At 71.1% G+C, this 12595-nt stretch carries 13 protein-coding genes; 2 read left to right on the plus strand and 11 right to left on the minus strand.

The genetic code is table 11. The annotated features are described in order from the left end of the window. Positions 1-43: 43 nt before the first annotated feature. Genes BLV39_RS04200 through BLV39_RS04220 form a run of 5 tightly spaced genes read right to left on the minus strand, consistent with a single transcriptional unit; the run spans position 44 to position 4157 of the window. Positions 44-1012, minus strand: coding sequence for a quinone oxidoreductase family protein (locus BLV39_RS04200; protein WP_090787433.1), 969 nt, complete (start codon positions 1010-1012; stop codon positions 44-46). Then, the gene (locus BLV39_RS04205; protein WP_090787436.1) at positions 1009-1371 is read right to left on the minus strand and encodes a hypothetical protein; all 363 of its coding nucleotides are present in this window, start codon (positions 1369-1371) and stop codon (positions 1009-1011) included. Before BLV39_RS04205 ends, BLV39_RS04200 begins: the two co-directional genes overlap by 4 nt. Continuing rightward, on the minus strand, positions 1368-2231 hold the full coding sequence (locus BLV39_RS04210; protein WP_090787439.1) for a DODA-type extradiol aromatic ring-opening family dioxygenase: 864 nt from the start codon (positions 2229-2231) through the stop codon (positions 1368-1370). The genes BLV39_RS04205 and BLV39_RS04210 overlap by 4 nt, the downstream gene beginning before the upstream one ends. 10 nt (positions 2232-2241) lie before the next feature. After that, positions 2242-3027 (minus strand): citryl-CoA lyase, encoded by a 786-nt coding sequence (locus tag BLV39_RS04215; protein WP_090787441.1) that lies wholly within the window; start codon positions 3025-3027, stop codon positions 2242-2244. Continuing rightward, a complete protein-coding gene (locus tag BLV39_RS04220; RefSeq protein WP_239083697.1) occupies positions 3012-4157 on the minus strand; it encodes a CaiB/BaiF CoA transferase family protein in 1146 nt (381 codons plus the stop codon). The genes BLV39_RS04215 and BLV39_RS04220 overlap by 16 nt, the downstream gene beginning before the upstream one ends. A 182-nt stretch (positions 4158-4339) precedes the next feature. On the opposite strand from BLV39_RS04220, the gene BLV39_RS04225 reads away from it, so the two are divergent. Next, entirely contained in the window at positions 4340-5764 is a 1425-nt protein-coding gene (locus tag BLV39_RS04225; protein WP_090787444.1) for an amidohydrolase family protein, read from the plus strand. Between the two features lie 3 nt (positions 5765-5767). Then, complete coding sequence (locus tag BLV39_RS04230) at positions 5768-6568, plus strand: IclR family transcriptional regulator domain-containing protein (protein ID WP_090787447.1); 801 nt, start codon at positions 5768-5770, stop codon at positions 6566-6568. A gap of 4 nt (positions 6569-6572) precedes the next feature. Here BLV39_RS04230 and BLV39_RS04235 read toward each other — a convergent pair whose 3' ends face one another. The 6 genes from BLV39_RS04235 to BLV39_RS04260 form a co-directional block, all read right to left on the minus strand. Continuing rightward, on the minus strand, positions 6573-7688 hold the full coding sequence (locus tag BLV39_RS04235) for a TolB family protein (protein ID WP_090787450.1): 1116 nt from the start codon (positions 7686-7688) through the stop codon (positions 6573-6575). Beyond that, positions 7681-8211 (minus strand): RNA polymerase sigma factor, encoded by a 531-nt coding sequence (locus BLV39_RS04240; protein ID WP_176984759.1) that lies wholly within the window; start codon positions 8209-8211, stop codon positions 7681-7683. The genes BLV39_RS04235 and BLV39_RS04240 overlap by 8 nt, the downstream gene beginning before the upstream one ends. Before the next feature lie 119 nt (positions 8212-8330). Beyond that, the gene (locus BLV39_RS04245; protein ID WP_090787456.1) at positions 8331-9860 is read right to left on the minus strand and encodes a dolichyl-phosphate-mannose--protein mannosyltransferase; all 1530 of its coding nucleotides are present in this window, start codon (positions 9858-9860) and stop codon (positions 8331-8333) included. 16 nt (positions 9861-9876) lie between these two features. Continuing rightward, entirely contained in the window at positions 9877-10152 is a 276-nt protein-coding gene (locus tag BLV39_RS04250) for a hypothetical protein (RefSeq protein WP_143049637.1), read from the minus strand. Positions 10153-10192: 40 nt separating this feature from the next. Further along, positions 10193-11923 carry an NAD-binding protein gene (locus BLV39_RS04255; protein ID WP_176984760.1) on the minus strand — a complete coding sequence of 577 codons (1731 nt, stop codon included), beginning with the start codon at positions 11921-11923 and terminating at the stop codon, positions 10193-10195. 14 nt (positions 11924-11937) lie between these two features. After that, positions 11938-12519: an RNA 2'-phosphotransferase gene (locus BLV39_RS04260; RefSeq protein WP_204082785.1), complete on the minus strand. Its 582-nt coding sequence runs from the start codon at positions 12517-12519 to the stop codon at positions 11938-11940. Between the last annotated feature and the right edge of the window lie 76 nt (positions 12520-12595).

A 12595-nucleotide genomic window follows, 5' to 3' on the forward strand; every position in this document is an offset into this window, starting at 1 on the left:
ACGGCCGGGCTCGACGGGGGACGGCCCGGCCGTATCCCCGGTCCTAGATCGTCAGGACGATCCGGCCCGGGACATTGCCCGCGGCCTGGCGTTGCCAAGCGTCGGCCACCGCTTCGAGCGGCACCGCCTCGAATGCGACGGTGAGTCGGCCGGCGGCGATGTGTCCCGCGAGCTCGCTGACCGTGTGGGCCTGCTGCGCCGGGGTCAGTTCGCTGTTGGTGTAGCCGAGCACCCGCAGCGACCGGCTGCGGATGGTCGCCGAGTGCAACGGCGCCGTTTCGGCCGCCGCGCTGCCCAGGTTGACCAGCCGGCCACCGATGCCGAGCACGCGCAGCGCCGCCGCGGCCGCGACGCCGAAGATCGGGTCGAGCACCAGGTCGACCGGCCCGTCGGCGGCGTCGCCCAGGCGCCGAGCCAGCGTGTCGACGTCGTCGTCCGGGTAGACCGCGACCACCCCGTCGGCGCCGGCCCGGTGTGCGCGCTCCTGCGCGGCGGTCGAGCGGGCGGCGGCGAGCACCCGGCGGGCGCCGTGCAGCTTGGCGATCTGGATCGCCGCCTGGCCGACCACGCCGCCCGCGCCGAGCACCAGCACCTGCTCGCCGGCGACCAACTGGCCGCGGCCGGTCAGCGCGTGCCAGGCCGCCACCGCCGACAGCCCCAGCGCGGCGACCAGGTGGTGGTCGACGGCTTCGGGCAGCATGGCCACGTCGGTGGCCGGCACCACCGCGTGCTCGGCCATGCTGCCGTCGCCCGGCTTCATGCCCGCGTCGGTGGGGAACCAGACCGGCGTGCCGTCGTCGAGCCGGCCGACACCCTGGACACCGGGCACGTACGGGCTGGCCGGCACGCCGAAGTACGAGGTGCCGGACGCGCAGAGCAGGTCGAGCGGGGTGATCGGCGCCGCGGTGACCGCGATGCGGACCTGCCCCTCGCCGGCCAGTGGCACGGCACGGTCGAGCACCCGCGGCGGTCGCCCGGGAGGATCGACGACGGCAGCGCGCTGAACGCTCATGTCGCGATGTCGGGGTAGGGCAGGTTGAAGTGGGCGAGCCGGGCCGCGTACTCCTTCTGGAAGGCCAGCGGTTCGGCGTAGTCGCGCTCGAACAGCGCGATGAACAAGGTCAGCGTGAGGAACGGGTGCGCGCCGAGCTCGAACAGTCGTACATAGTCGTGTGTGGACAGTGCTGCCCGTTCGACCTCGTCGAAGCGCAGCCAGGTGCTGTCCTCCCCGCTGTGGCTGTTGAGCAGCGAGTTGGCGATCTCCGCCTCCCACCAGGTGACCGTGCCGACCGGGTCCTCCCGGTAGCGCTCCACCAGGTCGGGGTCGCGGTCGACGGTGAACAGGAACTTGTCGAGCAAGTATTTGCTCATGCCGGCGCTCCGTTCGGGTACCAGGTGAAGTAGGCCTCCATCGTGTGGAACAGGTCCAGCGAGTCGGCGTAGTCGGCCCGCACCCCGGCGCCCGCTACGCCCATCATCAGCATGAAGTCCATGAAGCCATGTGTGGCGTTGCCCGGCTTGTGCAGGCTCTCCAGCGTCACCTCGGCCAGGGCGCCGTCCAGGTCGCCGTTGGCGATCCACTCGATCGCCCGCTGGTCGAACTCGGGATCCGGGCCGTGCGGGCCGAACTGGCGCGGACCACCGAGCTCCAGCGACAGGTGCCCGGTGCCGATGATGGCGACCCGCAGGTCGTTCGGCCACGACTCGACCAGCTCGCGGATCGTCTGTCCGAGTTGGACGAAGCGCTTCGGCTGCGGCAGCGGCGGCGCGAAGATGTTCGTGTAGATCGGCACGATCGGCAGGTCGGCCTCGGGTCGCAGCGTGATGATCGGGCAGGTGATGCTGTGGTCGATCCGCAGCTCGTTGCTGAACGCCAGGTCGAAGCCCGCGTCGAGGCCGGCGCGCAGGATGTGGCCGGACAGGTCTTCCTGCCCGCGCAGCAGCATCTTCGGCAGGCCGAACTCGCGTTCCTCGTTGTGCCAGTTCGCGTCGTAGAACGGCGCCTTGCCGACCAGGAACTGCGGCATGTTGTCGAGCCAGAGCTGGTGGAAGTGGTCGGAGCCGACCATCACCAACACGTCCGGGTTGGCCCGGGTCAGCGTCTCCCGGAACGCAAGGATCTTGCGCACCCACTCGTCGGCGAACGGAGGCCGGTCAGCGCCGGTCGCGTTGCTCGCGCGGTAGTAGAACGGGTGATGGGTGGAGGCGATGACCGCGACGACGTTGGCCATGCCGCTCCTCTCAGGATCGAGGTTCGTACCGGGCGTGCCGGTCGACCGTGGTGTAGACGTCCATGCCGATGGGGTTGCGCTGCTCCTCGGCGAGGTGACCGAGCAGGCCGGCGGCGCGGGCCAGCAGCGCGAAGCCGCGCAGCAGGTCGACCGGCAGCCCGAGGTCGGCGAGCGCGGCGCCGGCCACGCCCGCGCCGTTGAGCGGCAGCGTGCGCCCCAGGATCTCCGGATGCACGCGGCCGATCGCCTGGAACAGCCTCAGATGCGGGCCCTCCAGGCCTTCCTCACGGGCGATGCCGATCAGCACCGGCGTGCGCGGGTCCTGCTCCTTGTGCACCGGATGGCCGAGACCCGGCACGAACCGCTTGGCCGCGCGGGCTTCGGTGACGGCGACCCGGGCCAGCTCGTCGAAGCCCGCGTCAGTGGTAGGGAGCTCCGCCGAGGCGAGCGTGAGAGCCAGAAACCGTCCACAGTCCTCGGTCACACCGAGAAAGCGGGAGCCGCCGCCGAGCAGCCCGGCTGCCAGCGCGCCCTGGATCGACTCGGGTGCGCTCAGGTAGGTCAGCCGGGCGGCGATGGCCGTCGGCGTGAAGCCGTGGTCGGCCAGCGCGACCAGCACCGTCTCGAACACCCGGGTCTCCGCGGGTGTCGGGCGGCGCTGGGCAACCAGCCAGAAGGCGAGCTCGCCGAAGCCGACCTTGCCCATCAGGTCGGCGGCCAGGTCCTGCCCCAGCAGCGAGATGTGGGTCGCGTCGGACGTGCCGATCGCGGTGCCGAAACTCAGCTCCTCAGCCATGCGCGGATCTCCTCACCGTGTTCGTCGAGCCCCGGGGGCGGCAGTTCGTAGCGGGGCGGCGTCGCGGAAAACGTGATCGGGTTGCGCACGCTGGGCACCGCCGCCGCGCCCTCGCCGACCTCGACCACCGGCGCGAGGCCGAGCTCCTCGGCATAGTCGACCCCGCGGTCGAGCGTGTTGATCGGCGCGCAGGGCACGCCGGCCGCGATCAGGTCGCGGAACCACTCGTCCTTGGTGCGGGTGCGCAACTTCGCGACCAGCAGCGGGCGCAGTGCCTCGCGGTTGGCGGTGCGGTCCTGGTTGCGTGCGAACCGCGGGTCGTCGGTCAGCTCGGGGACACCGAGCACCTGGCAGAGCTTGCGGAACTGCCCGTCGTTGCCGGCGATGACGATCAGGTCGCCGTCGGCGGTGGGCAGCGGCTCGTACGGGAACAGGCTGGGGTGCGCGTTGCCCATCCGGAACGGCACGGTGTCGCCGGCGACCACCGCACTGCTGTGGTTGACCAGGCCCGACAGCGCGGACGACAGCAGGTTGACCTCGATGTGCTGGCCGCGCCCGGACTCGCCCCGGTGGTGCAGCGCGGCCAGGATGCCGATGTTGGCGTGCAGTCCGGCCATCACGTCGAAGACCGAGATGCCGGCCCGGTACGGCGGACCGTCCGCGTCGCCGGTCAGGCTCATCAGGCCGGAGATCGCCTGCACCATCAGGTCGTAGCCCGGGATCGACGCTCCGACGCCCGAGCCGAAGCCGCTGATCGACGCGTAGACGATGCCGGCGTTGCCGGTGGACACCGTGTCGTAGTCGAGGCCGAACCGCGCGAGCCCGCCCGGCTTGAAGTTCTCGATCATCACGTCGGCCCGCCGGGCCAGCTCGCGGGCGGCGGTCAGGTCGTCAGGGTCGCGCAGGTCCAGGGCGATCGACCGCTTGTTGCGGTTGATGCCGAGGTAGTACGTCGCGACGCCGCCGCGCACGGGTGGCATCCAGGTGCGGGTGTCGTCTCCACTCGGGCCCTCGACCTTGACCACGTCGGCGCCCAGGTCCGCGAGCAGCATGGTCGCGTAGGGACCGGCGAGGATCCGGGAGAAGTCGGCCACCAGGATGCCCTTCAGTGGCCCGTTGTTCTCCGCCACTCGCCAGCTCCTCTCAATGTGTCCGCCTAGCGGACGGTTGTCCGTACGGTTTCATCTTGGCCATGAGTTGACCCTCCGCGCAACAACTGGCACCTTGACGTTTCACTGTGAACGGGCTCACAATCGCGACGTTCAACCGGTTGGCCGCTAGGCGGACTACTGTCCGATTGGAGTGACGGCAAATGAGCGTGCTGTTTCGCAACGGCCTCGTAGTGACCATGGACAACAGCCATACGGTGCTGCGGGACGCGGACGTGCTGGTGGTCGGCGACAAGATCGCCGAGATAGGCATCGGCCTGACCGCGCCCGAGGGCACCGAGGAGATCGATGCCAGCGGCGGGATCATCATGCCGGGCATGATCGACACCCACCGGCACATGTGGCAGACCGCGATGCGCGGCTACGGTGCCGACTGGACGCTGACCCAGTACTTCGTCTGGTACTACCTCGAGTCGGGCAAGTTGTTCCGCCCGCAGGACATCTACGCCGGCAACCTGCTCGGCGCGCTGGAGGCCATCGACGCGGGCGTGACCACCACCGTCGACTGGTCGCACGGCCTGCGGACCGTCGACCACGCCGACGCGGCGGTCGACGCGCTGGAGGCGGTGCCCGGCCGGTTCGTGCTCGCCTACGGCAACATCCAGGAGGGACCCTGGCAGTGGTCGGCCGCGCCCGAGTTCCGTGACTTCGTCAACCGGCGGCTGCACGGCAAGGGCGACATGCTCGGGTTCCAGATGGCCTTCGACGTGCCCGGCGACCCGGCGTTCCCGGAGAAGGCGGCCTTCGAGGTGGCCCGCGATCTCGGCGTGGCCGTGACCACGCACGCCGGTGTGTGGGGCGCGACCAACGACGACGGCATCCGGCTGATGTACGAGAACGGCTTCATGACGCCGCAGACCGTCTACGTGCACGCGGCGACGCTGACCGCTGACTCGTACAACCGGATCGCCGCGACCGGCGGCTCGGTGTCGGTCGCGACGGAGAGCGAGCAGAGCGCCGGCCAGGGCTACCCGCCCACCTGGCAGCTTCGCCACCACGACATCCCGGTCTCGCTGTCGAACGACACCAGCGTCTGGTGGAGCGGCGACCTGTTCTCCGCGATGCGCACCACGCTCGGCGCCGACCGGTCCCGCGAGCACATGGCGGCGCACGCCAACGCGGAGACGGTCACCCACTGCCACCTGCGGGCCGAGCAGGTCGTCGAGTACGCCACCATGGGCGGCGCCCGCGCGCTGGGGCTCGACTCGGTGGTCGGCAGCCTCGAGCCGGGCAAGAAGGCCGACGTGGTGCTGATCAAGAACGACAACTCGCCGGTGATGTTCCCGATCCTCAACGTGTACGGGCACATCGCGTTCCAGGCGCAGCGGGCCGACGTCGACGCGGTCGTCGTCAACGGCCGGGTCGTCAAGCGGGCCGGCCGGCTGGTCGACGTCGACCTCGCGGCGGCCAAGAGCAAGATCACCGAGACCATCGACTACCTCGTCGGCGAAATGGGCGCTGAAGCCTGGCAGAAGGGTATGAACCCGGACATCCCCGAGGCGAAGTCCGTCGACAACCCCTACCAGTACTCCGACTACGACGCCGGCTCGGCGCAATGGAAGCATTGAGGAATGGCGCGCGAGTCCGGACCTGACTTCATCGAAGCGCTGGCCCGTGGGCTCGACGTGCTCCGTTCGTTCCCGGCCGGCCAGCCCGTGCGCACGCTGAGCGATCTCGCCGGCGTGACCGGGCTGGCCCGGCCGACGGTGCGGCGGATCCTGCTCACTCTCGAAGAGCTGGGCTACGTGCGGGTGGCGGAGCGCGGATACGCGCTGACCCCGCGGGTGCTCGAGCTCGGCATGGCGTACGTCAACTCGCTGAGTATGTGGGACGTCGCCCGGCCGCACATGGAACGCCTCGTCGCCCAGACCAACGAGTCCACCTCGATGGCCCAGCTCGACGGCGGCGACATCGTCTACGTGGCCCGGGTGGCGGTGCCGAAGATCGTGACCCTGGCGGTCAGCATCGGCACCCGCTTCCCGGCGCCGCCCACCTCGATGGGCCAGGTGCTGCTGGCCGCGCTGTCGCCGGACGAGTTGGCCGCGAGGCTGGCCGAGCCGAGCCGGTCCGGCATCACGCCGCGCTGGCAGCCGGCCCGCGACGAGCTCGACCGCCACCTCCGCGAGGTGCGGGCCAAGGGTTGGGCGCTGGCGGACCAGGACCTGGCGCTGGGCATCCGCTCGGTGGCGACCAGCGTCCGCGACGGCGACGGCAAGGTGGTCGCGGCGATCAACGTGACCGTGCACGCGGCCGAGACCTCGGTCGAGCGCCTCACCGAGGAGCACCTGCCGCGGTTGCTCCGGTGCGCCGCCGACATCAGCCACGACTGGGCCCGCAAGGGCGCGGTCCCCTTGGTGGTGACCGCGCCCTAGCGGGCTATGGCGTGTAGGACAGCAGCCGGCGCTTGGCGTTGGCAGTCGACTCCACGCTGCGGGCGATCACCCGGTCGTCAGCGTCCAGCAACAACAGCTCCGAACCCTTGTCGGTCTCCACCCGGGCGAGCATCCCGCCGTCGGCCAGGAAGATCGCGTTGGTCAGCTCGCCCTCGAACGGCATGTCGACCACCTTCTTCGCCGAGACGTCGATGATCGTGTTGCAGCCGAGGTCCCGCGCGGCGTCGCCGCCCGTGGTGTCCGGGCCAGCGAGCCAGGCGCAGATCCGGTCACCGTCGGCGGAGATGCCGTTGAGGCCGACGTAGAACCGACCGCCGACGTCGTCGCGATCGAGGGTCACCTTGTTGCCGCCGGACAGGTCCTGGACGGTGACCCCGCGAATGTCGCCGTGCTGGAACGCGATCCGCTTGCGGTCGGCCGACCAGCGGACGTGGCATCCGTCGACCTCGTCGAAGATCTCTGTAACACCCTCGGTGCTGGGTAGGGTGACCAGCCCGTAGTCCTTAGGCAACGGGTTGAAGAGCAGCAGTTCGCCGTCCGCGCTCCAGATCGGCTCCGTGCACATGTTCTCCACGTCCGGGTACACGGTGCGCCGGTCGCCACCGTCCAGGTCGGACATCATCAGTGTGCCGTTCTCCACCCACGTCACCCGCTTGCCGTCTGGGGAGACGTTCACGTTGAGGACGTCGCCACCGGGGTATTGGCGGCCGTCCAGGTAGAGCCTTCCGCGTTGGTCCAGGTAGAAGACCTTGCCCGGGACCTTCGGCAGGCCGGGCTCGGTCGACGGTGGGCTGGTCGACGGCGCCGGGGTGGTCACGGTGGGCGTCGGCGCCGGCGTCGTCGGCCGCGGGGTCGGCAGCAGGGTCGGCCCGATCGGCGGCGGGGTCGGAGTGTCGTGGTTCGCGGCCACGAAACCGACGGGGCCGCCCACGAACAGCACGGCGCAGGTCGCGATGGCCGCCGCGCCAGCCCGGCGCCGGCGCCGGAGCCAGTGGCGCGCCGCGGCGGTCCCGGGAGGCGTGACGTAGGGAGCCACCTCGTCGCGGAACTCGTTGAACAGCTCGCTCAGGCGGGCATCGTCGTCGTTGAAGTCACGCACTGTCCGCCTCCTCTTCGCTCAGTTGGGTGGCGAGCGCGGCACGACCTCGGTGCAGCCACGACTTCACCGTGTTCTCGGAAATGCCCTCCTGCCGGGCGATCTCGGCGATCGGTAGGTCCGCGAGATAGTGCAGGATCAGCGCCTTGCGGTGGTCGGGCTTCAGCGCGGCCAGCGCACGGGCCAGGGCGACCCGATCGGGACTCGGCTCCGCGACGTGCTCCGGCCTCTGCTGGCGGAGGAACTGCGCCGCTGTGCGGGTCCGCCGCCACCGGCTGGTGGCCAGGTTCCAGGCGACCCGGCGCACCCACGCCGCAGGGTCGTCGTAGTCGACCACATGTTTCCATCGGGACAGCGCCCGGCAGAACGCCTCCTGCACGACATCCTGCGCCCCCGGGAGATCCCTGGTGTACGCGTACAACTGGATGGTCAGCGACTGGAAATGGGCGGCGTAGAACTCTTCGAAGCTGGTTTGACCTGGCGGCCCGAGCCCGGGCACCACGTCGAGATCGCCCCCGTCTCGCAAGGAAACCACCGTCCTCGCATCCTCCGCGATCGCGGCCGTCCCTCGTGGGCGGCCGATCGGCGACTACACGCGTCGTCGCGCGGGAAGGTTGCGGACATCTTCCGCCATGGATCCGACAGTTACGGATGCCAGCGGTCGCCGAGCCACATGCGGTTGGCCCAGTCGGCGTACGGGAGGAAGTCCCCGACGAAGAGCTTGTGGAAGTAGGCGAAGCAGAGCACGACGAGCACCATGTACGCCCCGGCCGCGACCGCGCCCACCAGCCTGCGGTCGGTGTCGACCGGGTCGGGCGGGCCGATCATGGCGCCGAGCACGTAGACGACGGCCAGCACCAGGAAGGGAAGGATCGGCGCGGTGTAGAAGTTGAACATGACCCGGTGCGCGTCGGCCGCGTAGTAGAACCAGGGCAGCCACCCGGCCGCCACCATCAGCAGGATCGCGCCGGGTCGCCAGTCCCGGCGGGCGATGCCGAGCCAGGTGGTTCCCGCCAGGGCGGGCAGGAACGACCACCAGAGCAACGGGGTGCCGAGCAGGATGATCTCGGAGACCGGGGCCTGACCCCAGGGCGCGCCCGGGTACGCCAGGTGGACCGTCACCGGCTTGCCCAGCAGGAGCCACTGCCACGGCCAGGACTGGCTCGGGTGCTTGTCCTGGAGCGTGGAGTGGAAGCCGAACGCCTGCTGGTGGTAGTGGATCAGGTTCTGTAGCGCCCCGATGACGGGAAGCTCGGACTGGCCGCTGTCGGCCCGCCAGTGCCGGAAGTAGCCGTCGTCGGTGAGCAGCCAGCCGGACCAGGAGGTCAGGTAGACCGCGACGATCACGAAGCCGCACAGCACCAGAGCGCCGGTCTCCTGGCGGAACGTCTCCTGCCACGGGTGGCGCACGCCGGCCGAGCGCCGGGCGCCGGCCTCCCACCAGAGCACCAGCAGGGCGAACACGGGCAGGAAGAACAGCGCGCTCCACTTGGTGGAGACCGCGCAGCCGAAGAGGAACGCGGCGAACAGGCGCCACCAGCGCACACCGGTCGGTGCCCCGGTGCCGGCGGCGAGGGCCTCCAGCCAGACCCGGCGCCGCTGGTCGCGGTCGATCAGCAGGGCGCCGAAGGCGGCGAGGACGAACAGCATCAGGAAGATGTCGAGCATCGCGACCCGGGACAGCACCAGGTGGAAGCCGTCCAGCGCGAGCAGCAGGCCCGCCGCGCAGCCGAGCACGGTCGAGCCGAACATCCGCCGGGCGATCCGCACCATCAGCAGCACGGACACGGTGCCGGCCACGGCGGCCGAGAAACGCCAGCCGAACTCGGGCGCCGCGTCGATGAGGTGGCCGGTCAGGTGCTGGTTGCCGTCGACGTCGTAGTAGCCGAACGCCCACTCGCCGAGCGCGATCAGCCATTTGCCGAGCGGCGGGTGCACGACGTACGCGGGCGCGTTGTCCCGGTAGTTCCACTCGACGCCCTTGGTGAGCAGGCCCCAGCCGTCTTTGGCGTAGTAGGTCTCGTCGAACAGCTTGCCCTGCGGCTGGGCCAGGCCCGAGAACCGCAGGACGGCCGCGACCAGCACCACGAAGCCGGTCGCGTACCAGGAGGAGACGCTGCCGCGCGGCTCGAAGCGCGCAAGGCGGCGTCGGGTGACTTCGGCAGCCGCGCGCACCGCGCGATCATACGGGTTAAATCCGCGCGGCCCAGCCGCCCTCCGGTGGCTTTCGGACGACCTTGGTCAAGTCCTTCCAGATCGATCGACCACCGGTCGAGGCGGCCATCAACCGATCGACCCAGGCCCGAGCCGCCCACTCCTCGTCGAACGCCGGCCAGGTCACGTCGCGGTCCTTGTCGCCGGCCCTGGCCCGCACCAGCCAGCCGGCATCAGGGTCGCGATGGAGCCAGATGTCGCGCCGGGTGCGGCTGTCGCGGTCACCGTTCCACCATCGTCCGACCAGTTCCACGATCGACAGGCTATCGAACACCTGTTCTATTGACAATCACTTACGGAGCGTCACTGCCGGTCGCTGGGTGTGGTCGGGCGAGCAGGCGCAGGGGCTGTGGTTCCGGCAGTGGCGCGGCGTCCGGGTTCGGCCGGGTGCGGGCGAGCAGGCCGGCCAGCCCGGCCCGGGTGGCCACGACGATCAGCCGGTCGGTGCGGACCAGCCGGCGGCGCTCGGGCACCGTCCACAGCGTCTGGCCGATCCGGCCCGTGCGGACGGCCACGAGACGCACCTCGTTGGGCCGGTCGACCTCTGGGCACAACCGGCCCTCCAGCTCCGAGCCGGCGCCGACGGGAAGCTCGGCGACCAGCAGCACCCGGCGGCCGACGGGGATCGCGTCGATTACCTCGCGGCCGAACAGCGCCGCCGCGAAGGCGGGTGCGGCCAGGTAGGAGACGCTGCGAGACAGGTCGATGTCGAAGGTGCGCTTGACCCGGCGGGCGAAGCCCTCGTCATAGAGGCGCAGCACCACCCGCAGTCGGCCGCCGTGCAGCGCCCGGCCGAGCAGCGCGGTCTCCAGGTTGGAGACGTCGTCGGTGGAGAGCACGAGCAGGGCCCGGGCGGTGGCCACGGACGCGGCCCGTAGCGTCTCGGCGCTGTTGCCGTTCGCGATGATCACCGGGACGCCGAGCTCGCGGGCGACCGCGACACCCCGGGCGTCGGGGGAACGGTCGACGCAGACCACGTCCACGCCGAACCCGTGCAGCTCGCGCAGCACCCGCGTGCCGACGTTGCCGAGCCCCACGATGACCACGTGGTCCGCGACCGGCCGGGTCAGCGCGCCCGAGGCGAGCGCGAGCCGGGCGGTGACCACCGCCTCGACGACGAGGACGGTGACGAACGGGACCAACGCGACCCCGGCCAGCCCGAGGGTGACCAGCACGACGTGTTCGACCGCACCACCGGTGACCTCGCCTTCGATGCCGCCGAGCGCGGTGACTGCGGCCAGGTAGCCGGCCTCCCAGAGGTTGAGGTCGCGCAGGTGGGCCAGCAGCGCGGTGCTGACGAAGAGCAGTGCGGCCACCCCGGCCAGCGCGTAGCGCAGTCGCCGCCGGCCGAGCACCAGCCGGGTCACCCGCAGCGGCAGCCTGGCGGGCCGGGCCGCCGGTCGGGGCGGCTCGCCGTAGCGACGGACCAGGAGCAGGTCGGCCGCGGCGTCGTCGGCCGGCAGGGTCTCCGGCTCGGCGCGGCCGTCGAGCACGGCCAGGCCGCAGACCACGTCGTCCGGGTCGGGCTGCTCGGAACGGTGCGCGGTGACCAGGAACTGGTCGGTCAGCCGGACGTACGTGGGCACGTCGTCCCCGAGCGCCGCCGCGACGAACGCGGGCGCCGCGATCTCCGAGCCGGAGAGCACGTCGCAGTCACCGAGCATCGCGGTCACGCCCTGGGCGAGGATCGGGTTGAACACCCGGACCACGATCCGGGCGGTCGGGTTGAGCTCGCGGACCATCATGGCGGCGTCCACGTTGGCCACGTCGTCGCGCTCGACCAGCGCGACCGCGTTCGCCTCCGCGACGCCGGCCCGGACCAGCACGTCCGGGGTGAGCCGGGCGGCGGCCACCAGCACCGGGCGCAGGTCGGGGTCGCCGGTGTCCGGCTCGAGGTCGGCGATGTCGGGCGCCTGGTCGGCGTCGGCCGACCGGACGATGACCGTGACCGGCACGGCGTACGTGTTGATCAGTTCGCTGGCCAACCGGCGGGCCAGCGTGTTGTCGCCCCACACGAGGAACACGCCCGGATGGTCCGTCACTCCGGTGGACGCGGCTCCAGCCGGCGGATGAACGCTGGTGGAACGTGTTCGGTCAGCCACACCCCGTTGGCGCTGCACTGGAAACGGTGTCCAGCGGCTGCCATCGCCGCCGCGTCGACCACTAACAGGGCCACCGCGCCGTGGCGCCGGGCGCCGACGATGCGGGCCGTGGGCACGTCGACCGACAGGTGCACGGCGTGCCGGCCGCGCTTGACCAGCCCTTCGCGCAGAATCGCCGGCACCGCGGCGGCCGAGGTGCCGTGGAAGAGCCGCTCCGGTGGCGTGCTGTCGGGCAGGCCGAGGTCGACCGGCACCGAGTGGCCCTGGCTGGCCCGGATTCGCTCGCGGCCGTCGGTGCCGATGGCCAGCGCGAACCGGCGCTTGTCGTTGCCGGCCACCACCGCGTCGAGATCGGAACGGGTGAGCGGTGTGCCGTGCGCGGCGAAGGCGGCGAGCAGGACGTCGACCTCGACCCAGCCCTGCGGGTCGAGCGTCAAACCGAGGCTGGCCGGGCGATGCCGCAACACCGTCGAGAGCCGCTTGCTGACGCGTACGTGTCGAGCATCCACGGCACCCATTGTCGCCCGACCTCGTCGGCGGCCGTGGTCCCGGCCGAACGGATGATCATTTACGGGCGCCGGGCACGTAGCGTGT

The sequence above is a fragment of the Asanoa ishikariensis genome, assembly GCF_900107455.1.
GTDB classification, from domain to species: Bacteria; Actinomycetota; Actinomycetes; order Mycobacteriales; family Micromonosporaceae; genus Asanoa; species Asanoa ishikariensis.

What these genes read in the sequence shown, in the direction of transcription:
- BLV39_RS04200 (WP_090787433.1), bottom strand. Translation starts at nt 1,012, where the DNA reads ATGAGCGTTCAGCGCGCTGCCGTCGTCGATCCTCCCGGGCGACCGCCG.
- BLV39_RS04205 (WP_090787436.1), bottom strand. Translation starts at nt 1,371, where the DNA reads ATGAGCAAATACTTGCTCGACAAGTTCCTGTTCACCGTCGACCGCGAC.
- BLV39_RS04210 (WP_090787439.1), bottom strand. Translation starts at nt 2,231, where the DNA reads ATGGCCAACGTCGTCGCGGTCATCGCCTCCACCCATCACCCGTTCTAC.
- BLV39_RS04215 (WP_090787441.1), bottom strand. Translation starts at nt 3,027, where the DNA reads ATGGCTGAGGAGCTGAGTTTCGGCACCGCGATCGGCACGTCCGACGCG.
- BLV39_RS04225 (WP_090787444.1), top strand. Translation starts at nt 4,340, where the DNA reads ATGAGCGTGCTGTTTCGCAACGGCCTCGTAGTGACCATGGACAACAGC.
- BLV39_RS04230 (WP_090787447.1), top strand. Translation starts at nt 5,768, where the DNA reads ATGGCGCGCGAGTCCGGACCTGACTTCATCGAAGCGCTGGCCCGTGGG.
- BLV39_RS04260 (WP_204082785.1), bottom strand. Translation starts at nt 12,519, where the DNA reads ATGGGTGCCGTGGATGCTCGACACGTACGCGTCAGCAAGCGGCTCTCG.